Source organism: Pseudomonas sp. PDM10 (assembly GCF_014852295.1).
Lineage (GTDB): Bacteria > Pseudomonadota > Gammaproteobacteria > Pseudomonadales > Pseudomonadaceae > Aquipseudomonas.
The window spans coordinates 643,909-661,903 of record NZ_JACVBJ010000004.1 but is presented as its reverse complement, the minus strand read 5'-3'; the positions used below and the strand labels follow the sequence as shown (position 1 = coordinate 661,903).

General features: G+C 57.3%; 16 protein-coding genes and 1 pseudogene. 11 read left to right on the top strand and 6 right to left on the bottom strand.

The annotated features are described in order from the left end of the window. The first annotated feature begins 29 nt into the window (after positions 1-29). Together IB252_RS17520 and panB are read left to right on the top strand one after the other, a co-directional pair. The gene (locus IB252_RS17520; RefSeq protein WP_192409695.1) at positions 30-848 is read left to right on the top strand and encodes an AraC family transcriptional regulator; all 819 of its coding nucleotides are present in this window, start codon (positions 30-32) and stop codon (positions 846-848) included. A 97-nt stretch (positions 849-945) separates the two neighbouring features. Further along, positions 946-1,746, top strand: a complete 801-nt coding sequence (gene panB / locus IB252_RS17515) for a 3-methyl-2-oxobutanoate hydroxymethyltransferase (RefSeq protein ID WP_192409694.1) — start codon at positions 946-948, stop codon at positions 1,744-1,746. 48 nt (positions 1,747-1,794) lie between these two features. Here the strand turns inward: panB and msrA are convergent, their stop codons facing one another. Then, complete coding sequence (msrA, locus tag IB252_RS17510) at positions 1,795-2,301, bottom strand: peptide-methionine (S)-S-oxide reductase MsrA (RefSeq protein ID WP_192409693.1); 507 nt, start codon at positions 2,299-2,301, stop codon at positions 1,795-1,797. Positions 2,302-2,727: 426 nt separating this feature from the next. On the opposite strand from msrA, the gene IB252_RS17505 reads away from it, so the two are divergent. After that, entirely contained in the window at positions 2,728-3,288 is a 561-nt protein-coding gene (locus IB252_RS17505) for a nucleotidyltransferase family protein (protein ID WP_192409692.1), read from the top strand. A gap of 112 nt (positions 3,289-3,400) precedes the next feature. Here IB252_RS17505 and IB252_RS17500 read toward each other — a convergent pair whose 3' ends face one another. Next, a complete protein-coding gene (locus tag IB252_RS17500; protein ID WP_192409691.1) occupies positions 3,401-3,832 on the bottom strand; it encodes a nuclear transport factor 2 family protein in 432 nt (143 codons plus the stop codon). Positions 3,833-4,022: 190 nt separating this feature from the next. Between IB252_RS17500 and IB252_RS17495 the strand changes: the two genes are divergently transcribed. The 5 genes and pseudogenes from IB252_RS17495 (at position 4,023) to IB252_RS30580 (ending at position 7,964) form a co-directional block, all read left to right on the top strand. Beyond that, on the top strand, positions 4,023-4,655 hold the full coding sequence (locus IB252_RS17495; protein WP_192409690.1) for a CDP-alcohol phosphatidyltransferase family protein: 633 nt from the start codon (positions 4,023-4,025) through the stop codon (positions 4,653-4,655). Continuing rightward, positions 4,642-5,241, top strand: coding sequence for a lysophospholipid acyltransferase family protein (locus IB252_RS17490; protein ID WP_192409689.1), 600 nt, complete (start codon positions 4,642-4,644; stop codon positions 5,239-5,241). The genes IB252_RS17495 and IB252_RS17490 overlap by 14 nt, the downstream gene beginning before the upstream one ends. Beyond that, entirely contained in the window at positions 5,238-6,185 is a 948-nt protein-coding gene (locus tag IB252_RS17485) for a phosphatidate cytidylyltransferase (protein ID WP_111448693.1), read from the top strand. Before IB252_RS17490 ends, IB252_RS17485 begins: the two co-directional genes overlap by 4 nt. Positions 6,186-6,350: 165 nt before the next feature. After that, a pseudogene (locus tag IB252_RS30585) lies at positions 6,351-7,106 on the top strand (MCP four helix bundle domain-containing protein); the annotation flags it as partial. Continuing rightward, positions 7,101-7,964, top strand: a complete 864-nt coding sequence (locus tag IB252_RS30580) for a methyl-accepting chemotaxis protein (RefSeq protein WP_371922120.1) — start codon at positions 7,101-7,103, stop codon at positions 7,962-7,964. The pseudogene IB252_RS30585 and the gene IB252_RS30580, both read left to right, overlap by 6 nt. 64 nt (positions 7,965-8,028) lie before the next feature. Here the strand turns inward: IB252_RS30580 and ilvD are convergent, their stop codons facing one another. Further along, positions 8,029-9,711 carry a dihydroxy-acid dehydratase gene (gene ilvD, locus IB252_RS17475; protein ID WP_192409687.1) on the bottom strand — a complete coding sequence of 561 codons (1,683 nt, stop codon included), beginning with the start codon at positions 9,709-9,711 and terminating at the stop codon, positions 8,029-8,031. Positions 9,712-10,088: 377 nt separating this feature from the next. On the opposite strand from ilvD, the gene mqo reads away from it, so the two are divergent. Then, a complete protein-coding gene (gene mqo / locus IB252_RS17470) occupies positions 10,089-11,735 on the top strand; it encodes a malate dehydrogenase (quinone) (protein ID WP_192409686.1) in 1,647 nt (548 codons plus the stop codon). 163 nt (positions 11,736-11,898) lie between these two features. Here the strand turns inward: mqo and IB252_RS17465 are convergent, their stop codons facing one another. Beyond that, positions 11,899-12,522 carry a hypothetical protein gene (locus tag IB252_RS17465; protein WP_192409685.1) on the bottom strand — a complete coding sequence of 208 codons (624 nt, stop codon included), beginning with the start codon at positions 12,520-12,522 and terminating at the stop codon, positions 11,899-11,901. A 346-nt stretch (positions 12,523-12,868) separates the two neighbouring features. Between IB252_RS17465 and IB252_RS17460 the strand changes: the two genes are divergently transcribed. Together IB252_RS17460 and IB252_RS17455 are read left to right on the top strand one after the other, a co-directional pair. After that, positions 12,869-13,234, top strand: a complete 366-nt coding sequence (locus tag IB252_RS17460) for a hypothetical protein (RefSeq protein WP_111448688.1) — start codon at positions 12,869-12,871, stop codon at positions 13,232-13,234. Between the two features lie 339 nt (positions 13,235-13,573). Then, the gene (locus IB252_RS17455; protein WP_192409750.1) at positions 13,574-14,485 is read left to right on the top strand and encodes a bifunctional helix-turn-helix transcriptional regulator/GNAT family N-acetyltransferase; all 912 of its coding nucleotides are present in this window, start codon (positions 13,574-13,576) and stop codon (positions 14,483-14,485) included. 4 nt (positions 14,486-14,489) lie between these two features. On the opposite strand, the gene dapF is transcribed toward IB252_RS17455, so the two are convergent. Continuing rightward, on the bottom strand, positions 14,490-15,308 hold the full coding sequence (dapF, locus tag IB252_RS17450) for a diaminopimelate epimerase (protein ID WP_192409684.1): 819 nt from the start codon (positions 15,306-15,308) through the stop codon (positions 14,490-14,492). Between the two features lie 357 nt (positions 15,309-15,665). Next, entirely contained in the window at positions 15,666-17,921 is a 2,256-nt protein-coding gene (gene katG / locus IB252_RS17445) for a catalase/peroxidase HPI (RefSeq protein ID WP_192409683.1), read from the bottom strand. Between the last annotated feature and the right edge of the window lie 74 nt (positions 17,922-17,995).

Genomic DNA, 17,995 nt, shown 5'->3' with positions numbered 1-17,995 from the left:
CACATCTGCAATCGCACCGGTGCGCCACCATGCCAGATCACCCTTCGCAAAGAGATTGGGTCAGACATGCTCCCGAGGCTTCGAAGCTTGAACGGTTCGAAGCGTTCTTCTGCGCGCACGCCTTCGACCCTCATCGGCACGACACGTACGCCATCGGCCGAACCGTCGCCGGCGTGCACCGTTTCAATTACCGGGGTGAATCGAAACTGTGCCTGCCCGGTGAAACCATGATCGTGCATCCCGACGAATCCCATGATGGTTGCGCAGGCTCCGAGGCGGGTTTGCGTTATCGCGGCGTGTACGTACCGCCATCCCTGGTTCAGCAGATTGTGAAGGGCAAGCCGCTGCCGTTTTTCAAGGCGGCCGTCACCCGGGATCCGCGCCTGGCCGCTGCGGCCGATGCGCTCTTCGATACGCTGGGTGACGAACTGGATTCGCTGGCGGAAGACGACGCCCTCTATACCTTCGTGACGACTCTGGCAGAGCTCGCGGGCCAGCCTCCCGGCCGGACAGCCCACCACTTCGCCGCTGCGGCGCGAGCCCGCGAATACATTGACGACAACCTTGATCGGCCGATCACCCTCGACGACCTGGCCGATTGCGCCGGTCGGGATCGCTGGAGCCTGTCGAATGACTTTCGTATGTTCTTCGGCACCAGTCCGCACCGCTATCTCACGCTACGGCGCCTGGACCGGGTGAAAGCGCTCACCCAAGCGGGGCTGGCACTGTCGGATGCGGCGATCGATGCGGGTTTTTTTGATCAAAGCCACATGTCCAGGCACTTCAAGAAGGCTTTCGGTATTTCGCCTTCGCGCTGGTGTAGCCCTGCCAAAGCGTTCGACCACTGACCCAATGCGTTGCACCGCCGAGATTCGGGCTCACCCGGATTTCGCAGCAGAGCCGTGCCCGATTGATCCTTCCAGCCACAGCACGAGAATATTCGTCATGCCCGATATCACCCTGACCACTCTGCAAGGACTCAAACAGCGCGGCGAGAAAATCGTCATGCTGACCTGCTACGACGCCACTTTCGCCCACGCCTCCAGTAGTGCTGGCGTGGAGATGTTGCTGGTCGGCGATACCCTTGGAATGGTGTTGCACGGTCATGACAGCACGCTGCCGGTGGAGGTAAAAGATGTGGCTTACCACACCGCCTGCGTCAAACGCGGCAATGCCGGTGCCTTCATCGTTGGCGACATGCCGTTCATGAGTTACGCCACCCTTGAGCAGGCATTGCAGAGCGCCGGCTGCCTGATGAAGGCGGGCGCCCACATGGTCAAGCTCGAAGGGGATATCTGGCTGGCGGACACCGTTCGCCGACTGACCGAGAACGGTGTTCCGGTGTGCGTGCACCTGGGATTGACCCCGCAATCCGTCAACATTCTGGGAGGGTTCAAGGTTCAGGGGCGCGACCCGGTTCGGGCCCGTCAGTTGGTTGAGGCTGCGCTGGGCCTGGAAGAGGCCGGTGCTGCGATGTTGCTGGTGGAATGCCTGCCCAGCCCGCTGGCCGAGCAGATCAGCCAGGCCGTGCGCATCCCGGTGATCGGCATTGGCGCCGGGGTGGGAACCGATGGCCAGGTGTTGGTCCTTCACGACATGCTGGGGCTGTCCCTGACCGGTCGTACGCCCAAATTCGTACGCAATTTCATGGTCGGGCAAGACAGCATCCAGTCTGCGCTGGAGGCATATGTGGCGGCGGTGAAGGGGGGCGCTTTCCCGACGGGGGAGCATGGGTATTCGGCGTGAAGCGGTCTCGCCAACAGTCGTCGGCGGGACCGCTTTTTCGCCGCACCATCACCCTCGTTTAGGCAGCTTCCAGTCTGGCCGAATGAAATGGCAGGTGTAACCGTTGGGATAGTGTTCGAGGTAGTCCTGATGTTCCGGTTCTGCTTCCCAGAACGGGCCAGCGGGCACGATTTCAGTGACGACCTTGTCAGGCCACAAGCCGGATGCATCAGCGTCGGCCACCGTGTCCTCGGCCACCTGCTTCTGTTCATTGTTGAGATAGAACAGCGCAGAGCGATAGCTCATACCCACATCGTTGCCCTGACGATTTTTCGTCGTCGGGTCGTGGATCTGAAAGAAAAACTCGAGGATCTGGCGATAGCTGATCTGATCCGGATCGAACACGATCTCGATCGCTTCCGCGTGGGTGCCATGGTTGCGGTAAGTCGCGTTGGGTACATCGCCGCCCGAGTAGCCTACCCGCGTGGAGAGCACGCCGGGGTAGCGTCTCAGCAGATCCTGCATGCCCCAGAAGCAACCGCCGGCCAGGATCGCAGTTTCAGTTCGCGTCGTCATATACGGTCCCTCCCATCAGTGAATTTAGCGTCCGGTATCAATGTACCTCATGTGCTTTCGCTTCTTGGCCGAAAGCGCTCACTCCATCCGCGGCCACTGATCCTCGATTGCGTACCACGGCGCTTTCGATGCAACACACACGTGTTTCTGTTTTTTACTCAGAAACGGCGTATCCAGCGTGCCTATCGCCACGGACATCCAATCCGAATACTCGCCTTTGGAATCAGACCGGCGGCCACCCGATATTTCACTGCGCCGCACAGGCAACTTCCTTGGTGAAGTGCATCCATGTTCATCGTTTCTCAAGTCTCGGTCGCGCCACTGTAGCGGTCTGCCGAGTGGAGTGAAACCCAGGTGCCCGGTCTTTCGTCAGGCGGTTTTAATGTATCGTCAGCCCCCAGGATTTGAGGCACCCATGGAGAGAACATGACGTTAACCGCTGAAACGTTGATTGAGATCGCGATGGCCAATCCGGCAAACGCCGAGATTGCCCGGCGCTTGCCTTCTATTGGCCTGGACCAATGCATGTTGACGGCGGGCTGTCTTTTTCAGGCGGTCTGGAATCATCAAGCCGGGCTTCCCGCCGCTTGGGGCATCAAGGATTACGACGTTTTCTACTTTGATGAAGACGTGTCGTGGGAGGCCGAGAATGAAGTCATCGTTGCCGCCCGGAAGCTCTTTTACGATCTGGACGTGAACATCGAAATCAAGAACCAGGCACGGGTTCACCTTTGGTACGGTCAGCGATTTGGCAGGGCTTATCCCAAGCTTCAGTCGGCAAAGGATGGCATTGATCGGTATCTGATTGCGGGGACGTGTATCGGTCTGGATGTGGTGACCGGCGAGGTGTACGCGCCTTACGGTTTGAGCGATGTCGAAGAAGGGCTTTTGCGGATCAATCCGGTGAATCATCAGCCCGATCTGTTCGATCAGAAGGCCCGGAGTTATCAGGCTCGCTGGCCTTTTCTACGGTTGGTCGCAGTTTGAACCGACAGACATTTCCGCCGCGCACTCGCGGATCAACGGTCGTTTTGTAGTAAAGGAGAAGGCAGGGGACAACGTAGCCTGGCTAACCGATGTCCCCTTCGTTACACAAAAATCAGAACTTGAACGCTTGTCGACCGACCAGCAACCAGTGGCCTTTCTGTTTTTGCCAGATCTGGAAGTTCTCGATTTCGGTCGGAACCACTTCGGCGCCTTTGAGCGCTTGAGCCGAGAAGTGATGGCGGACCAACGCTACGTCACCCGAGATGGTGATGGTCTGGTTCTGCATCTCCAGGGTTTTGAACGCGCTTTTGCCGGTTTCGATATCGTCGATGAATGCTTTCTTGTCCTGGATCTTTCCGCTGGAGTGCCCGTAGGTCAGGTTCTCGGCGGTCAGTGCTTTCAGTTCGGCAATGTTCTTGTGCAGCATGGCTTGCGTCAGATGATCGACGGCTTGTGCAACATCCTTGTCCGCGGAAGCGGGGGCGGCGGCTACGTAGCCACTGAAGAGGCACAAGAATCCAATCAGCAGTTTCACTTTTTTCATCGGTGTTTCCTTGTTGTTGTGGGTTGTAGGAGCGAGAGTGAAAAATATCACTTATCGGTCATCGTACAACCTAGCATGCAGCCGAGAAAAAAACGAACTTGCGTTGAGGACTCATATTCCTGGGTAGTCAGCGCGACTCGCCATTACAATGCAACACGTAGTAACTCATCACTTATAGGGATATTGGCCAGTGGATGACAACAGAAGGCCCATCAAGACGCGCTCTGCGGGCTGGGCAAAACACATCACCGACATTTTGGTGAAAAGAGACATTTCCCCCAATCAGATATCCGTCGCCAGCATCGCCTTCGCGCTTGCTGGCGTCGTGGCGCTCAATATTGATAGCGGTGTCATTGGATCGATCTGCTGCGCGATCGGCATTCAGTTGCGCCTGCTGTGCAACCTCTTCGATGGAATGGTGGCGATAGAGGGCGGCAAGAAGTCTGACATCGGCAGTCTCTACAACGAATTCCCCGACCGGATCGCCGACAGTTTGTTGATCGTAGGGTTGGGGTATGCCATTGGCCAATCCGACCTCGGATGGTTTGCTGCCCTGGCGGCGGCACTGACTGCTTATGTCAGGGTGTTCGGCGGCTCGATTGGCCTCAAGCAGACCTTCATCGGCCCTATGGCCAAGCAGCATCGAATGGCCGTGATGACCGCAGGACTGCTGCTGAATGCCATCGAAGCAAAGTTTTATGGCACTCACTACGTACTGTTGATCGCGCTGGTTGTCATCGCCCTTGGTTCAGTCGCCACCTGCGTCACGCGAACGCTGGCGATCGCCAAGCAGTTGAAGGGGACCGACCATGTGGATCAGTAATGCGCTGATTTCTGTTCTTCGACTGCTGATTGGCGTCACGGCCAGATGGGAGAGCCCGCCGGATCTCACGCGTCAGCGAATCTATTTCGCCAACCACACCAGTCACATGGACACCTTGGCCATCATTGCGGCCCTGCCGCCTGAGGCGAGGTTGAATGTGAAGCCGATCGCCGCTGCCGATTACTGGGGGAAGAACCGATTTCTCTCGTACATCTCCCAGAAAGGCCTGAATGCTGTGCTGATCGACCGTAAACCGGCGCCCGGTAAAAACGCGCTGGAGCCCATTTTCGATGTGGTGCAGGCGGGTCATTCGATCATCTTCTTTCCGGAAGGCACGCGCTCATCCGAGGCACTGCCCGGGGAATTCAAATCAGGTCTTTACCGGCTGGCCGAGACCTTCCCCGATGTCGACCTGGTGCCGATCTATCTGGAAAACCTTCACCGCTCCATGCCCAAAGGCAAACACGTCCCTCTGCCGATCATCTGCACGATCCGTATCGGCAATCCGATGGAAAGGATTGCTGGCGAGGCTAAACAGGTGTTTCTGGAACGCGCGCGTAACGCCATTGTGGGGTTGTCGAAATGAGTCTTGAAGCAAAGTTTTTGTGGTTCTTTTTCGGATTGGCCTGCTTGCTGGCGATTGCTTCGCTGGCCGGTCGATTGCTGGCCCGGCGGGCCAAAACGGAAGGCGCTGTCTCGACCATCGAAAACCTCAATCAGCGTGTGAATGCCTGGTGGGGGATGGTCATCATCTTCTTCGTGTCCTACCTGCTGGGCGGCAATGCAACGGTCGTCCTGTTCGGATTCATCTCACTGTTCGCGCTCAGGGAGTTCATCACCCTGACTCCGACCAGGCGGGGAGATCATAACGCCCTGTTTTCGGCGTTTTTCATCCTGATTCCACTGCAATACATTCTGATCGGTACGCACTGGTATTCGATGTTTACGCTGCTGATTCCGGTGTATTCATTCCTGCTGCTACCGGCGATTGCGGTGCTGAGCCAGGACACTGACGGCTTCCTGGAAAGGACGGCAAAGATTCAGTGGGGCGTGATGATCTGCATTTATTGCATCAGCCATGCGCCCGCGCTGTTGCTGTTGGATCTGGAAGGATTCGCCGGCCAAAACGCGCTGCTGCTGTTCTACCTGGTGTTCGTCGTTCAGTTGAGTGACGTGTTGCAGTACGTGTTCGGCAAACTCTTGGGCAAGCACAAAGTTGCGCCGCTGGTGAGTCCGTCAAAAACGGTCGAAGGTCTGGTCGGTGGTGGCCTGTCCGCAACGCTGATTGGCGGCTGCATGTTCTGGATGACCCCCTTCAGCTTCTGGCAGTCACTGCTGATGTCGTTCGTCATCGTGGTGATGGGCTTCCTCGGTGGGCTGGTCATGTCGGCGATCAAACGCAGTCTGAGCGCCAAGGACTGGGGCACCATGATCAAAGGTCACGGCGGCATGCTTGACCGGATGGACTCGATTTGCTTCGCGGCGCCGATCTTCTTTCACCTGACGCGCTACTTCTTCTCCGCTGCCTGATTCAGGCGCCCTCAAAACCGAAAAAACATACCGCATGTCGTAAAGACATGCGCGTATGGACTTTCGCTTCATTAACCACTCGTGCCGGTCGATAATCTCTTTAGCAAACCAATCCGCGGTTGGCTTCAACGCAACTGACAAACGTGCCGAGAGAGGAACCACAGAGTGTCCATAAAATTACGTTTGACTCTGCTGATTGGCACCGGGCTGGCTACCGCGTTGATCATGAGCCTGGTCAGTTACCTGGGAAATACCCAAATGGCTGCGGCGGTGAATGACAACGAGGTCAGTATGACCGTGCTGCGCAACCACCTCGAAGCCGACATGATGCACGATGCGTTACGCGCCGACGTGCTGTCCGCGATGTTGGTCGGGTTGGGTAAAAGCACCAGCAGCAAAGCCGAGGTGCGCAGTTCCATCGAGGAACATGCGGCGCATTTTCGTGAAATGCTCGGTGAAAACCTTAAGCAGCCGGTCAACGACACCATCAAAGGGGCCCTGAACAAGATCAAGCCCAGCCTTGATACCTACATCAGCGCAGCCGAAGGCATTGTTGGGGTGGCGCTGGAAAATCCGCAGGCCGCGCAGCAACAACTGGGCAGTTTCAGTAGCATATTCAGCCAGTTGGAAAGTCAGTTGGCCACCCTCAGCGAACTGATCGAGACCAACACCCAACAGACCCGTGCCGACACTCAGAATGTCATCAGCAATGCCAATTTCACCCTCGGCGGTGTCCTGATCGCCAGCCTGTTATTGCTGCTGGCCCAGGGGCGCTCGGTGATGCTGAGCATCATGGGGCCGTTGCAGACTGCCAGCCGCATTGCTGACAGCATCGCCCATGGCAACCTGAGCGAACCGATTGTCGAACCCACCCACAACGACGAAGCCAGCGCCCTGATTCGCAGCCTCGCGACCATGCAGCGCGACCTGCGCGGCATGATCGAAGCCGTGCGCAGCAACGCCCACGGCGTGAGCGGCATGAGCGAACAATTGAGCAGCGGCTGCCACGAAGTCGCCGGCAGCAGTCAGCAACAAAGCGTAGCGGCCAGCACTATGGCGGCTGCCGCCAGCGAAATGACCGCGAGCATCGAGGAAATCACCCGGCATGCCGAGCGCGCACTGAACATGGCCAATCAGGCCGAGGCACTGGCCAAGGATGGCGGTCGCGTGATCCATCAGGTGGTCAACGACATGGACGGCATTGCGCGTTCGGCGCAGCAATCGGCCCAAGTGATCCGCACGCTGGACAAGGAGTCCGAAGGGATTTTCAGCATCATCCAGGTGATCAAGGGCATCGCCGATCAAACCAACCTGCTGGCGCTCAACGCCGCGATCGAAGCCGCTCGTGCCGGTGAGCAGGGCCGTGGATTTGCCGTGGTAGCAGACGAAGTGCGCAGCCTGGCGGGACGCACCAGCGCCTCTACCCAGGAAATTGCCACGATGGTCTCACGCATCCAGCAAAGCACCCGCGAGGCGGTGACCAGCATGGAGGCGGGCGTGGCGCAGGTCGACAAAGGCATGGCCGTGACCGCCGACGTCGAGCGCGCCATCCGCGAAATCCTCGACGCCACGCTGAACACCACGCAACTGGTCAATGACATCACCCGCACCATCGGTGAGCAGAGCCTGGCCAGCAATGAAATCGCCCATCAGGTCGAAATGATTGCCGGTATGTCCGAAGGCAACAGCAAGGTCATCGGCCGGACCGCCTCGACCACCGATGAACTGTCCACCCTGGCAGGCAAGCTCTCGCAGTCGGTGGATCGGTTCAGACTTTAAGGCTTGCGTACCGATCAGTTGGTTTCGGTGATTTTGAAGGCCTCTTCAGTCCTGACAACGTCGATTACAGATACTTGTCCGTCACCGCGCCTTCCGAGGCGCTGGACACGGTCTTCGCGTACTTGGCCAACACCCCGCGTTTGTACTTGGATTCCGGGCGCACCCAGCGGGTTTTGCGCTCGGCCAGTTCGGCGTCGGAGACATCGACCGTGATCTGCCGTGTTTCGGCGTCGATGGTGATCTTGTCGCCGTCTTCAATCAGCGCTATTGGCCCGCCGTCAAAGGCTTCGGGCGTGATATGGCCCACCACAAACCCGTGTGAACCGCCGGAGAAGCGGCCGTCGGTGATGAGCGCAACGTCTTTGCCCAGCCCCTTGCCCATGACCGCCGACGTCGGCGAGAGCATTTCGCGCATGCCGGGCCCACCCTTGGGGCCTTCGTAGCGGATCACGATCACATCGCCGGCCTTGACTTCGCCGTTGAGGATGCCGGCCAGTGCGCCTTCCTCTCCGTGATACACACGAGCCGTGCCTTCAAAGCGCAGGCCTTCCTTGCCGGTGATCTTGGCCACTGCGCCTGTGGGCGAAAGGTTGCCGCGCAGCACAACTAAATGGGAGTCCTTTTTGATCGGTTGGTCGAAGGGCAGGATCACGTCCTGACCTTCGGGGTAATCGGGCACGTTTTCCAGGTTTTCGGCCAGGGTTTTGCCGGTGACCGTCAGCGCATCGCCATGCAGCATGCCGGCGGCGAGCATGCGCTTCATCAGCGGCTGAATGCCGCCGATGGCCACCAGTTCGCTCATCATGTATCGGCCGCTGGGACGCAGGTCGGCCACCACCGGGGACACCTTGCCCAACTCGACGAAATCATCCAGCGTCAGCTCGATATCCACGGCATGCGCCATGGCCAGAAGGTGCAGCACGGCATTGGTCGAGCCGGCGAGGGCGATCACCACCCGAATGGCATTTTCAAAGGCCTTGCGGGTCATGATGTCGCGCGGTTTGATGTCTTGCTTGAGCAGCTCCATGACTTGCTGACCGGCACGGAAACTGTCCGACGCCTTGTCGCTGCCGACGGCGTCCTGAGAGCTGGAACCGGGCAGGCTCATGCCCAACGCTTCAATCGCAGAAGCCATGGTGTTGGCCGTGTACATGCCGCCGCAGGAGCCGGGGCCGGGAATCGCCACTTCCTCGATGTGCTTGACCTGAATCTCGCTGATATCCCCCCGCGCGTGCTGACCCACGGCCTCGAACACAGAGATGATATCGGTGTGGCCGGCGCCCGGCCGGATGGTGCCGCCATACACGAAGATGGACGGGCGATTCAGCCGCGCCATACCGATCAGGCAGCCCGGCATGTTCTTGTCACAACCGCCCACGGTCACCAGACCGTCAAAGCCTTCGCAGCCGGCCACGACTTCAATGGAATCGGCGATCACTTCCCGCGACACCAGCGAGTACTTCATGCCTTCGGTGCCGTTAGCGATGCCATCGGAAATGGTGATCGTATTGAAAATGACGCCCTTGGCACCGGCGGCATTCGCGCCTTTTTCGGCTTCAATCGCCAGCTTGTCGATGTGCATGTTGCAGGGTGTGACCATCGCCCAGGTGGAGGCGATGCCGATCTGCGGTTTCTTGAAGTCTTCGTCGGTGAAACCTACGGCACGCAGCATGGATCGTCCGGGCGCGCGTTCCACGCCGTCGACCACTTGGGAGGAATATTTGCGCAGATCAACTGTGTCGCTCATGACATCTCCTCACCGGCTCATCGAGAAAAGCACGATGAGTATAGTGGCCGAGGCGGACTATCAAGTCGGGAACAGACGCGCGGGTTTGCCGTGTCGTGATATTCTGCGCGCCAACTTGCTTTGACCTATTCAGTTTGTGCGTCCTTGAGACGCGCCAACAGAATCACTGTCGCTCAAGTAGCTGAAGCCAATAACGATAAAAAGTCAGTTCAGTAGGGACATATAAACTGAGGTCGATGGAGACACGTCGGCCTTGTGTGCCCACCCTCCAATCCTTATGCGTGCGCAACCCGCAGCATGCTGCCTGCATGCTGTGAACCAGGGGCATCAAGCATGGGGATGGAAGGGCGGATGACGTTTTATCAAAGGTGCTACAGATGTTTAAGAAAATGAACACGGCCCTGCTGGGGCTGGCTTTGTCGATGGGGATCACGTCCGTTCACGCGGAAGAGGCAAAGAAAGTCGATGTGCTGCTCATTGGCGGCGGCATCATGAGCGCGACCCTCGGTGTTTGGCTCAATGAGCTGGAACCTGGCACTTCAATGGAAATGATCGAGCGCCTCGACGGCGTCGCCCTGGAAAGCTCCAACGGCTGGAACAACGCCGGTACCGGTCACTCCGCCCTGGCCGAGTTGAACTACACCCCGGAAGACGATAAAGGCAACGTTCAGATCCCGAAAGCCGTTGAAATCAACGAAGCCTTCCAGATCTCCCGTCAGTTCTGGGCCTGGCAGGTTCAGCAAGGCGTGCTGAAGAACCCGCGTTCGTTCATCAACTCCACACCGCACATGAGCTTTGTGTGGGGCGATGACAACATCAAGTTCCTGAAGAAGCGCTATGAAGCCCTGCAAGCGAGCCCGCTGTTCGCCGGCATGCAGTACTCCGAAGACCCGGCTGTGATCAAGAAGTGGGTTCCGCTGATGATGGAAGGGCGTGACCCGAACCAGAAAGTCGCGGCCACCTGGAGCCCGATCGGTACCGACATGAACTTTGGCGAGATCACCCGCCAGTTCGTCGCGCACCTGCAAACCACGCCGAAATTTGACTTGAAACTGTCTAGCGAAGTGCAAGACATCACCAAGAACGAAGACGGCAGCTGGCGCGTCAGCTACAAGAACCTGAAAGACGGCAGCAAAACCGAAACCGACGCCAAGTTCGTGTTCATCGGCGCGGGCGGTGGTGCACTGCACCTGCTGCAGAAGTCCGGCATTCCTGAAGCCCAGGAATACGCAGGCTTCCCGGTCGGCGGCTCGTTCCTGGTGACCGAAAACCCGACCATCGCCGAGCAACACCTGGCCAAGGCCTACGGCAAAGCCTCCGTTGGCGCACCGCCCATGTCGGTTCCGCACTTGGACACCCGCGTCCTGGACGGCAAGCGCGTCATCCTGTTTGGCCCATTCGCGACCTTCAGCACCAAGTTCCTCAAAGAAGGCTCGTACCTGGACCTGCTGACCACCACCACCACGCACAACGTGTGGCCAATGACCAAAGTCGGCATCAAGGAATACCCGCTGGTCGAGTACCTTGCTGGCCAACTGATGCTGTCTGACGAAGACCGCCTCAACGCCCTGAAAGAATACTTCCCGAACGCCAAAGCCGAAGACTGGCGCCTGTGGCAAGCCGGCCAACGCGTGCAAATCATCAAGCGTGATGAAGCCGCGGGCGGCGTGCTGAAGTTGGGTACCGAGATTGTTGCCTCGCAAGACGGCACCATCGCGGGTCTGCTGGGTGCTTCGCCGGGCGCTTCGACGGCTGCACCGATCATGCTGACCGTGCTGCAGAAAGTGTTCAAGGACAAGGTTGCATCGCCTGCCTGGCAGGAAAAGCTGCATCAGATCGTGCCGAGTTATGGCACTCAGTTGAATGGCAACCCTGAGAAAGTGGCTGAAGAGTGGGCTTACACCGCCAAGGTGTTGCAGCTGACTCCGCCGCCGGCGATTGGTCAGATGGCGGCTCCGGCTGCTGCTCCGGCTGCTCCGGCCAAGGCGCCGAAGGCTAATGCTGCGACTGATATGGCTCTGTAACTAGAAGCCTGATCAAAAGCCCACTGAACCGGTGACGGTCAGTGGGCTTTTTTGTGTCTGGAATTCGATCTTGCAGATTACGAATTGCTTAGGCTGACGAGTTTTTTGTGGCGAGGGGGCTTGCCCCCGTTGGGCTGCGAAGCGGCCCCAGAAAGGTAAACGATCACTCAACGTCGTACATCAATTCCAAGCTTTTTATCCATTCATTCGTCGCGCTGTATCTTGCGTAATAAATTTCCCTTTCTGCGGCGCTTAAATTTGTGAAAAACGGCGAGAAGTAGCTGTCGTTATAGTAGCCCTGAGCGCCTTGCATATCGCCTCCCCACCAAGAAGGGTTATACCCCTCGAAAACAATCCATGGAGGAGGCACGGAGAATTTCTCGCGAGCAATGATGGCCAAGAAATCAACACTATTGGTGACCAGTCGTACAGTCACAGAATTGAATTCTCTGGTAGATATGAAAAACACCAAGTGCTCAGTTTTTTGAGTGTTTACATACTGCTTTACGGGTAGTTCGTTAAACGTTTTTTCAGTCGCATACGTGAAGTTGTCTTCGACGAGCGTCAAGAGCTTATGAGTATCTTCGTTGCCGATTAAAAATGGAGAGTAGTAGGCTGGAATGCCTATGTCCTCCAAAGACGTGTTTTGCGGATAGTCGGGTAGGGGAGGATCAATGTTTAATAAAGACTTAGTAAAGATCGACTTCAGTTCTGGTATGGAATATCCGACGATTTGTTCTTTCGGTTCCTGCTTTATGAGGGCTTTGATACGACTAAAAATGCTCATGATCTGTCTCAGTCCTGTAGGTATTCGGTGAGCCAAAAGCCCACTGAACCGGTGACGGTCAGTGGGCTTTTTTGTGTCCGCAATTCGATCTTGCAGATCACGAAATGCTAAGACTGACGAGTTTTTTGTGGCGAGGGGGCTTGCCCCCGTTGGGCTGCGAAGCAGACCTGAATAGGGCGGATTTACTCCTCGTCGTGCTTAAGCGTGCGGTGAACCCATCTTGCTTTATATCGTCGTGAGCTCGCATCTCCAGAGATGGCCAAAGCAGTGCCTCATCCGTCGTGACAAAATGGCTTAAGATCATCCAAGGTGGAATGGATCATCTCGACTAAAGGACGCGACATTTATGGAAATCCCCTTTTCTCAAATCAGCGAGCGTTTGAACAATCGCCGATTTTCGGTAGCAGACAACGCCTACGGGCTATCTGATGCACGCACAGTATTTCACTACCATGTCGAGGAAGGTGCTATTTGGGGTACTTACCAGGGTGGTCATATCCGCAGGGGTAATCAAGTCGGGCGCGTGACAGGCCCCGATACCATTGAGCTTCTTTATCAGTGCTTGACCACGGATGGTGAGATTCTTTCCGGCTGGTCTCGTGGCACGGTAGGCATTGATCACGCAGGACGTACCACGCTGACCTTCGTATGGGGTTGGTTGTCGGGCGCGACCGGAGGTGGGGAGTCGAGCTACGTCGAGCTTGCCGCGTAGCGGTTAAGCAGAAAAAGTCGGACTCCGCCGCCGGTGATTGGTCAGGTGGCGGCTCCGGCTCCAGCTGAGAAGGCCAAGGCGCCGAAGGCTAATGCTGCGACTGATATGGCTCTGTAACTAGAAGCCTGATCAAAAGCCCACTGAACCGGTGACGGTCAGTGGGCTTTTTTGTGGGCGTTTGGAATTCTCAGTGTCTCGGTTGCACTGGGTCAGAAGCCAGCCTCAATTGACGATTATTTGGTTGTTCTATGCAACTAATAAGACGTTTCGTTCGAGGTGCTTCTCGTGATTCATTCCCAATCAAACCTGATTAACCAAGTCCGTTCGGTATCGCGTCTCATGGTGCGAGAGTTGGGGTTCATGCAAGCCACGCTGGCTGCGACGGACTATCCACCCTCGTCCGTCCACACGATTGTGGAGATTGGGGAGCGGAGTTCGATGACGGCAGTGGAGCTTGTGGAGCTCCTCGGCCTGGAAAAGTCCACCGTGAGCCGTATGGTGCGCAAGCTGATTGAGGCCGGCGAGATAGAAGAGGCTCCACACGAGGATGACGCACGTTCCAAGAAACTGCGACTCACGGCGAAAGGCAAGAAGACCCTTCGAGCCATTGATTCATTCGCGAAAGAACAGGTGAGCGCTGCCTTGGCTCACTTAACGAATGAGCAACAGCAGGCAGTGAGTGAGGGCATCGCCCACTATGCGGTCGCGCTGCAAGCCCATCGACTTGATACAGAGCAATTGCCTCCCGCGCAATTGGACATTGCTCGGGGCTACCGTCCCGGAATCATCGGCCGTATTGTCGAAATGCATGCTGACTACTACGCAAGACATTCGGACTTCGGTCAGCCGTTTGAAAGTCTGGTTGCATCAGACATGGCGGAGTTGATGGGGCGTTTGGACAATCCACGCAACGAGGTGTGGGTGGCGTTGGACGGCCAGCGAATTGTAGGTTCCATCGCGATAGACGGCGAAGGAGAGGGCGGCGAAGCGATTCTCCGCTGTTTCATTCTTGATGACTCAGCGCGAGGTAAGGGAGCAGGCAAACGCTTGTTGGTTGAAGCAATAAATTTCTGTGACGAACAGGGTTTTTGCGCGACGCGGCTTTGGACATTCAAAGGTCTTGATGCCGCTCGTAAACTGTATGAAGGCTTTGGTTTTAAGTTGGAACAGGAACAAGAGGGGGATCAATGGGGCAAAAGGGTGACTGAGCAGTGTTTTTTACGACCTGGCCTGGCTGTTGCAAAAACTTGAGTCACTATAAAACGTGTAATAGGTTATCCGTGATTGTCCCCGAAAAAGCGGCCTCTACCGGTCCAATAAGAAACACAGGTCCCACGCCATCCCATTGAACCGTCACAGTTCCGCCATCACATTCAACCTCAACGGTGTGGTCTAACAAGCCACGACGAATTCCGTTTACAGCGGCACCGCAAGAGCAGGAACCTGAACCGAGCGGAATGCCACCCCAGCGCTCCCAAATGCGCAACCGAATGTGTTTTCGGTTGATGATCTGGACGAAATGCACGTTCGTCCTGAGGGGGAATAGGGGATTTGTTTCAATTGTCGGGCCGATAGCCGCTATATCGATGGCTGTCAGATCATCTACAAAATAGGTGCAGTGCGGATTTCCCATGCTGCAAGCTGTTGGGCTACCAGCAAGTGGCAAAACAGCAGTGTCCAGTTCCAGAGCCAGGGGAATATCCGACCAGCCGAAAAGCGGCTCCCCCATGTTGACGGAAATTGCGCCGGTTGAAGTTCGTTCGCAAGTGAGTAGACCACGGTTGGTTCGGAGCGCTATTGAAGTGGTATTTGATTCGCGCATCAGCACATCCGCGGCGCCCCGCGTGGCGCTGCCGCAAACTTCCAATGTGGAGCCATCTGCGTTCCAAAACATCAAACGCGCATCTGCACCTTCGCAATCGAGCACCACCGCGAGTTGATTGAAGCCGACTCCTCGGTGCCGATCACCCATTCGCCGAGCCAGGGTACTTGTCATTGGATTGGTCGCGTTTCGCGAGTCGACAATGACGAAGTCATCGCCATTGGCGTGCATTTTATGAAAGCTCAGCGGCATAAATAGACCCTGGCGCAATTGACGTTCAAAGGCGATCTAGCGCCGATTCGGTGTTCTGATCCGTATTTTCCCGCGTCATCTGCATCTGTAACGCACACAGCCACCGGCTCACAATAACGGCACGCTCCGCAGTCGCGGCAACCGCTGCACCGCAAACTCATAATGTAGGAGGCCCAATGGGCAAGATGGCGATTTTCCTGGGTGGATTTCTGGTGTTGACCATTTTGATTGGCGCCCTGGCCACGATCTCTCCCACTTAGTCCTTTCTGCGATCAGACATCCTCCCGCCAGCGCCGCGCCTGAACGAACAACGCCTCCACAGTGGGAGGCGTTGCAGTTTCAGCGATACCGCTCGTGTTACCTGAGGTCGAAGCGATCCAGGTCCATCACTTTGGCCCAGGCGGCGACGAAGTCTTTCACGAACTTTTCCTGCGCATCAGCGGTTGCATAGACTTCAGCCAACGCTCGCAACTGCGCATTCGAGCCGAACACGAGATCGACGCGGGTGCCGGTCCATTTCAATTCGCCGGTTTTGCGATCACGCCCTTCGAACTCCTCATTAGCCTCCGACACCGGTTTCCATTCCACGCCCATGTCCAGCAGGTTTTTGAAGAAGTCGTTGGTCAATGCTTCTGGCTGCTGGGTGAATACACCGTGCCTGGTTTGTCCGACGTTGGTGTTCAACACACGCATGCCGCCAATGAGCGCGGTCATTTCTGGCGCGGTGAGTGTCAGCAGTTGCGCCTTGTCGATCAACAGATGCTCGGCCGGGACGCTGTATTTGCCTTTGAGGTAGTTGCGGAAGCCATCGGCGATGGGTTCGAGGAAGCCGAAAGACTCCACGTCCGTCTGCTCTTGGGAGGCATCCATCCGCCCCGGTGAGAAAGGCACCGTCACGGTTTGACCGGCATTTTTCGCCGCCTGTTCGACGCCGGCATTACCGGCCAGCACGATCAGGTCTGCCAGCGAGATTTTCTTGCCGCTGTTGTTGAACTCGCTTTGGATACCCTCGAGTTTCGCCAGCACATTCGCCAGTTGCTCAGGCTGGTTGGCCTGCCAGAACTTTTGCGGGGCCAGACGCAAACGCCCACCGTTGGCGCCACCGCGTTTGTCGGAGCCGCGGAAAGTCGACGCCGCCGCCCAAGCCGTTGATACAAGCTGCGAGACGCTCAGGCCCGAGGCCAGGAGTTTGCTCTTGAGCGCGGCGACGTCACTGTCGTTGACCAAGGCATGGTCGACCGCTGGAATAGGGTCTTGCCACAGCAGCTCTTCGCTCGGCATTTCCGGGCCGAGGTAGCGGGAGAGGGGACCCATGTCGCGGTGGATCAGCTTGAACCAGGCGCGGGCGAACGCGTCGGCCAACTGGTCTGGATTGGCCAGGAAACGCCGCGAAATCGGCTCATAGATCGGGTCGAATCGCAGCGACAGGTCGGTGGTCAGCATGGTCGGATTGCGACGCTTGGACGGGTCGTGAGCATCCGGAATGATGCCGGCGCCGGCGTTATTTTTCGGTATCCACTGGTTCGCACCGGCCGGACTTTTGCTCAGTTCCCACTCGAAGCCGAACAGGTTCTCCAGGTAGTTGTTGCTCCATTTCGTGGGTGTGGTGGTCCAGGTCACTTCCAGGCCGCTGGTGATCGTGTCGCCCCCTTTGCCAGTGCCGAAAGAGCTTTTCCAGCCCAGGCCCTGCATTTCCAGGCCCGCGGCTTCGGGCTCGGCGCCGACATTGTCGGCAGGTCCGGCGCCATGGGTCTTGCCGAAGGCGTGGCCGCCGGCGATCAGTGCCACGGTTTCTTCGTCATTCATCGCCATGCGCGCGAAGGTTTCGCGGATGTCTATCCCGGCCGCGACCGGATCGGGGTTGCCTTCCGGGCCTTCCGGGTTAACGTAGATCAGGCCCATTTGCACGGCGGCGAGCGGGTTCTCCAGGTTGCGCCCCTGTTCAGTGCGGCTTGCCTCGTTTTCCCCTGGCTCAGCTACAAGTGGGCCTTCGCCGGGTTCTTGCATGGGCTCGTCTTTTTTGCCGTAGCGGGTGTCGCCGCCCAGCCACTTGTTTTCCGAGCCCCAATAGACGTCCTCATCCGGTTCCCAAACGTCCGGACGACCGCCGGAAAAGCCGAAGGTCTTGAAGCCCATGGACTCCAGGGCGACGTTGCCGGTGAGGACGATCAGATCAGCCCAGGAAATTTTGTTGCCATATTTTTGCTTGATCGGCCAGAGCAGCCGACGTGCCTTATCGAGGCTGACGTTGTCCGGCCAACTGTTGAGCGGCGCGAAACGTTGCTGGCCGGAACCGGCGCCACCACGACCGTCACCGGTGCGGTACGTACCGGCGGCGTGCCAGGCCATGCGAATGAAGAGTGGCCCGTAGTGACCGAAGTCCGCCGGCCACCAGTCCTGGGAATCGGTCATCAACGCAGTGAGGTCTCTTTTGACCGCTTCAAAGTCCAGGCTTTTGAAGGCTTCTGCGTAGTTGAAGTCCTTGTCCATGGGGTCGGACAGGGACGAGTGCTGATGGAGGATTTTCAGATTCAATTGGTTCGGCCACCAGTCGCGGTTTGTCGTGCCACCGCCAGCGGCGCTAATGAACGGGCATTTCGATTCGTTTGCCATGTGTGAGCTACCTTTGGTCGTATTCATCCGGCTATCCGGCCCAACGTGGGCGTTAAACAGCAACGGGCGAAACC

Excerpts from the sequence above, each read along its gene's own strand:
- IB252_RS17485 (WP_111448693.1), top strand. The coding sequence starts at position 5,238 with ATGAGTCTTGAAGCAAAGTTTTTGTGGTTCTTTTTCGGATTGGCCTGC.
- dapF (WP_192409684.1), bottom strand. The coding sequence starts at position 15,308 with ATGCCGCTGAGCTTTCATAAAATGCACGCCAATGGCGATGACTTCGTC.
- IB252_RS30580 (WP_371922120.1), top strand. The coding sequence starts at position 7,101 with ATGCAGCGCGACCTGCGCGGCATGATCGAAGCCGTGCGCAGCAACGCC.
- IB252_RS17520 (WP_192409695.1), top strand. The coding sequence starts at position 30 with ATGCCAGATCACCCTTCGCAAAGAGATTGGGTCAGACATGCTCCCGAG.
- IB252_RS17500 (WP_192409691.1), bottom strand. The coding sequence starts at position 3,832 with ATGAAAAAAGTGAAACTGCTGATTGGATTCTTGTGCCTCTTCAGTGGC.
- IB252_RS17490 (WP_192409689.1), top strand. The coding sequence starts at position 4,642 with ATGTGGATCAGTAATGCGCTGATTTCTGTTCTTCGACTGCTGATTGGC.
- katG (WP_192409683.1), bottom strand. The coding sequence starts at position 17,921 with ATGGCAAACGAATCGAAATGCCCGTTCATTAGCGCCGCTGGCGGTGGC.
- panB (WP_192409694.1), top strand. The coding sequence starts at position 946 with ATGCCCGATATCACCCTGACCACTCTGCAAGGACTCAAACAGCGCGGC.
- msrA (WP_192409693.1), bottom strand. The coding sequence starts at position 2,301 with ATGACGACGCGAACTGAAACTGCGATCCTGGCCGGCGGTTGCTTCTGG.
- IB252_RS17460 (WP_111448688.1), top strand. The coding sequence starts at position 12,869 with ATGGAAATCCCCTTTTCTCAAATCAGCGAGCGTTTGAACAATCGCCGA.
- IB252_RS17455 (WP_192409750.1), top strand. The coding sequence starts at position 13,574 with ATGGTGCGAGAGTTGGGGTTCATGCAAGCCACGCTGGCTGCGACGGAC.
- IB252_RS17465 (WP_192409685.1), bottom strand. The coding sequence starts at position 12,522 with ATGAGCATTTTTAGTCGTATCAAAGCCCTCATAAAGCAGGAACCGAAA.
- mqo (WP_192409686.1), top strand. The coding sequence starts at position 10,089 with ATGTTTAAGAAAATGAACACGGCCCTGCTGGGGCTGGCTTTGTCGATG.
- ilvD (WP_192409687.1), bottom strand. The coding sequence starts at position 9,711 with ATGAGCGACACAGTTGATCTGCGCAAATATTCCTCCCAAGTGGTCGAC.
- IB252_RS17505 (WP_192409692.1), top strand. The coding sequence starts at position 2,728 with ATGACGTTAACCGCTGAAACGTTGATTGAGATCGCGATGGCCAATCCG.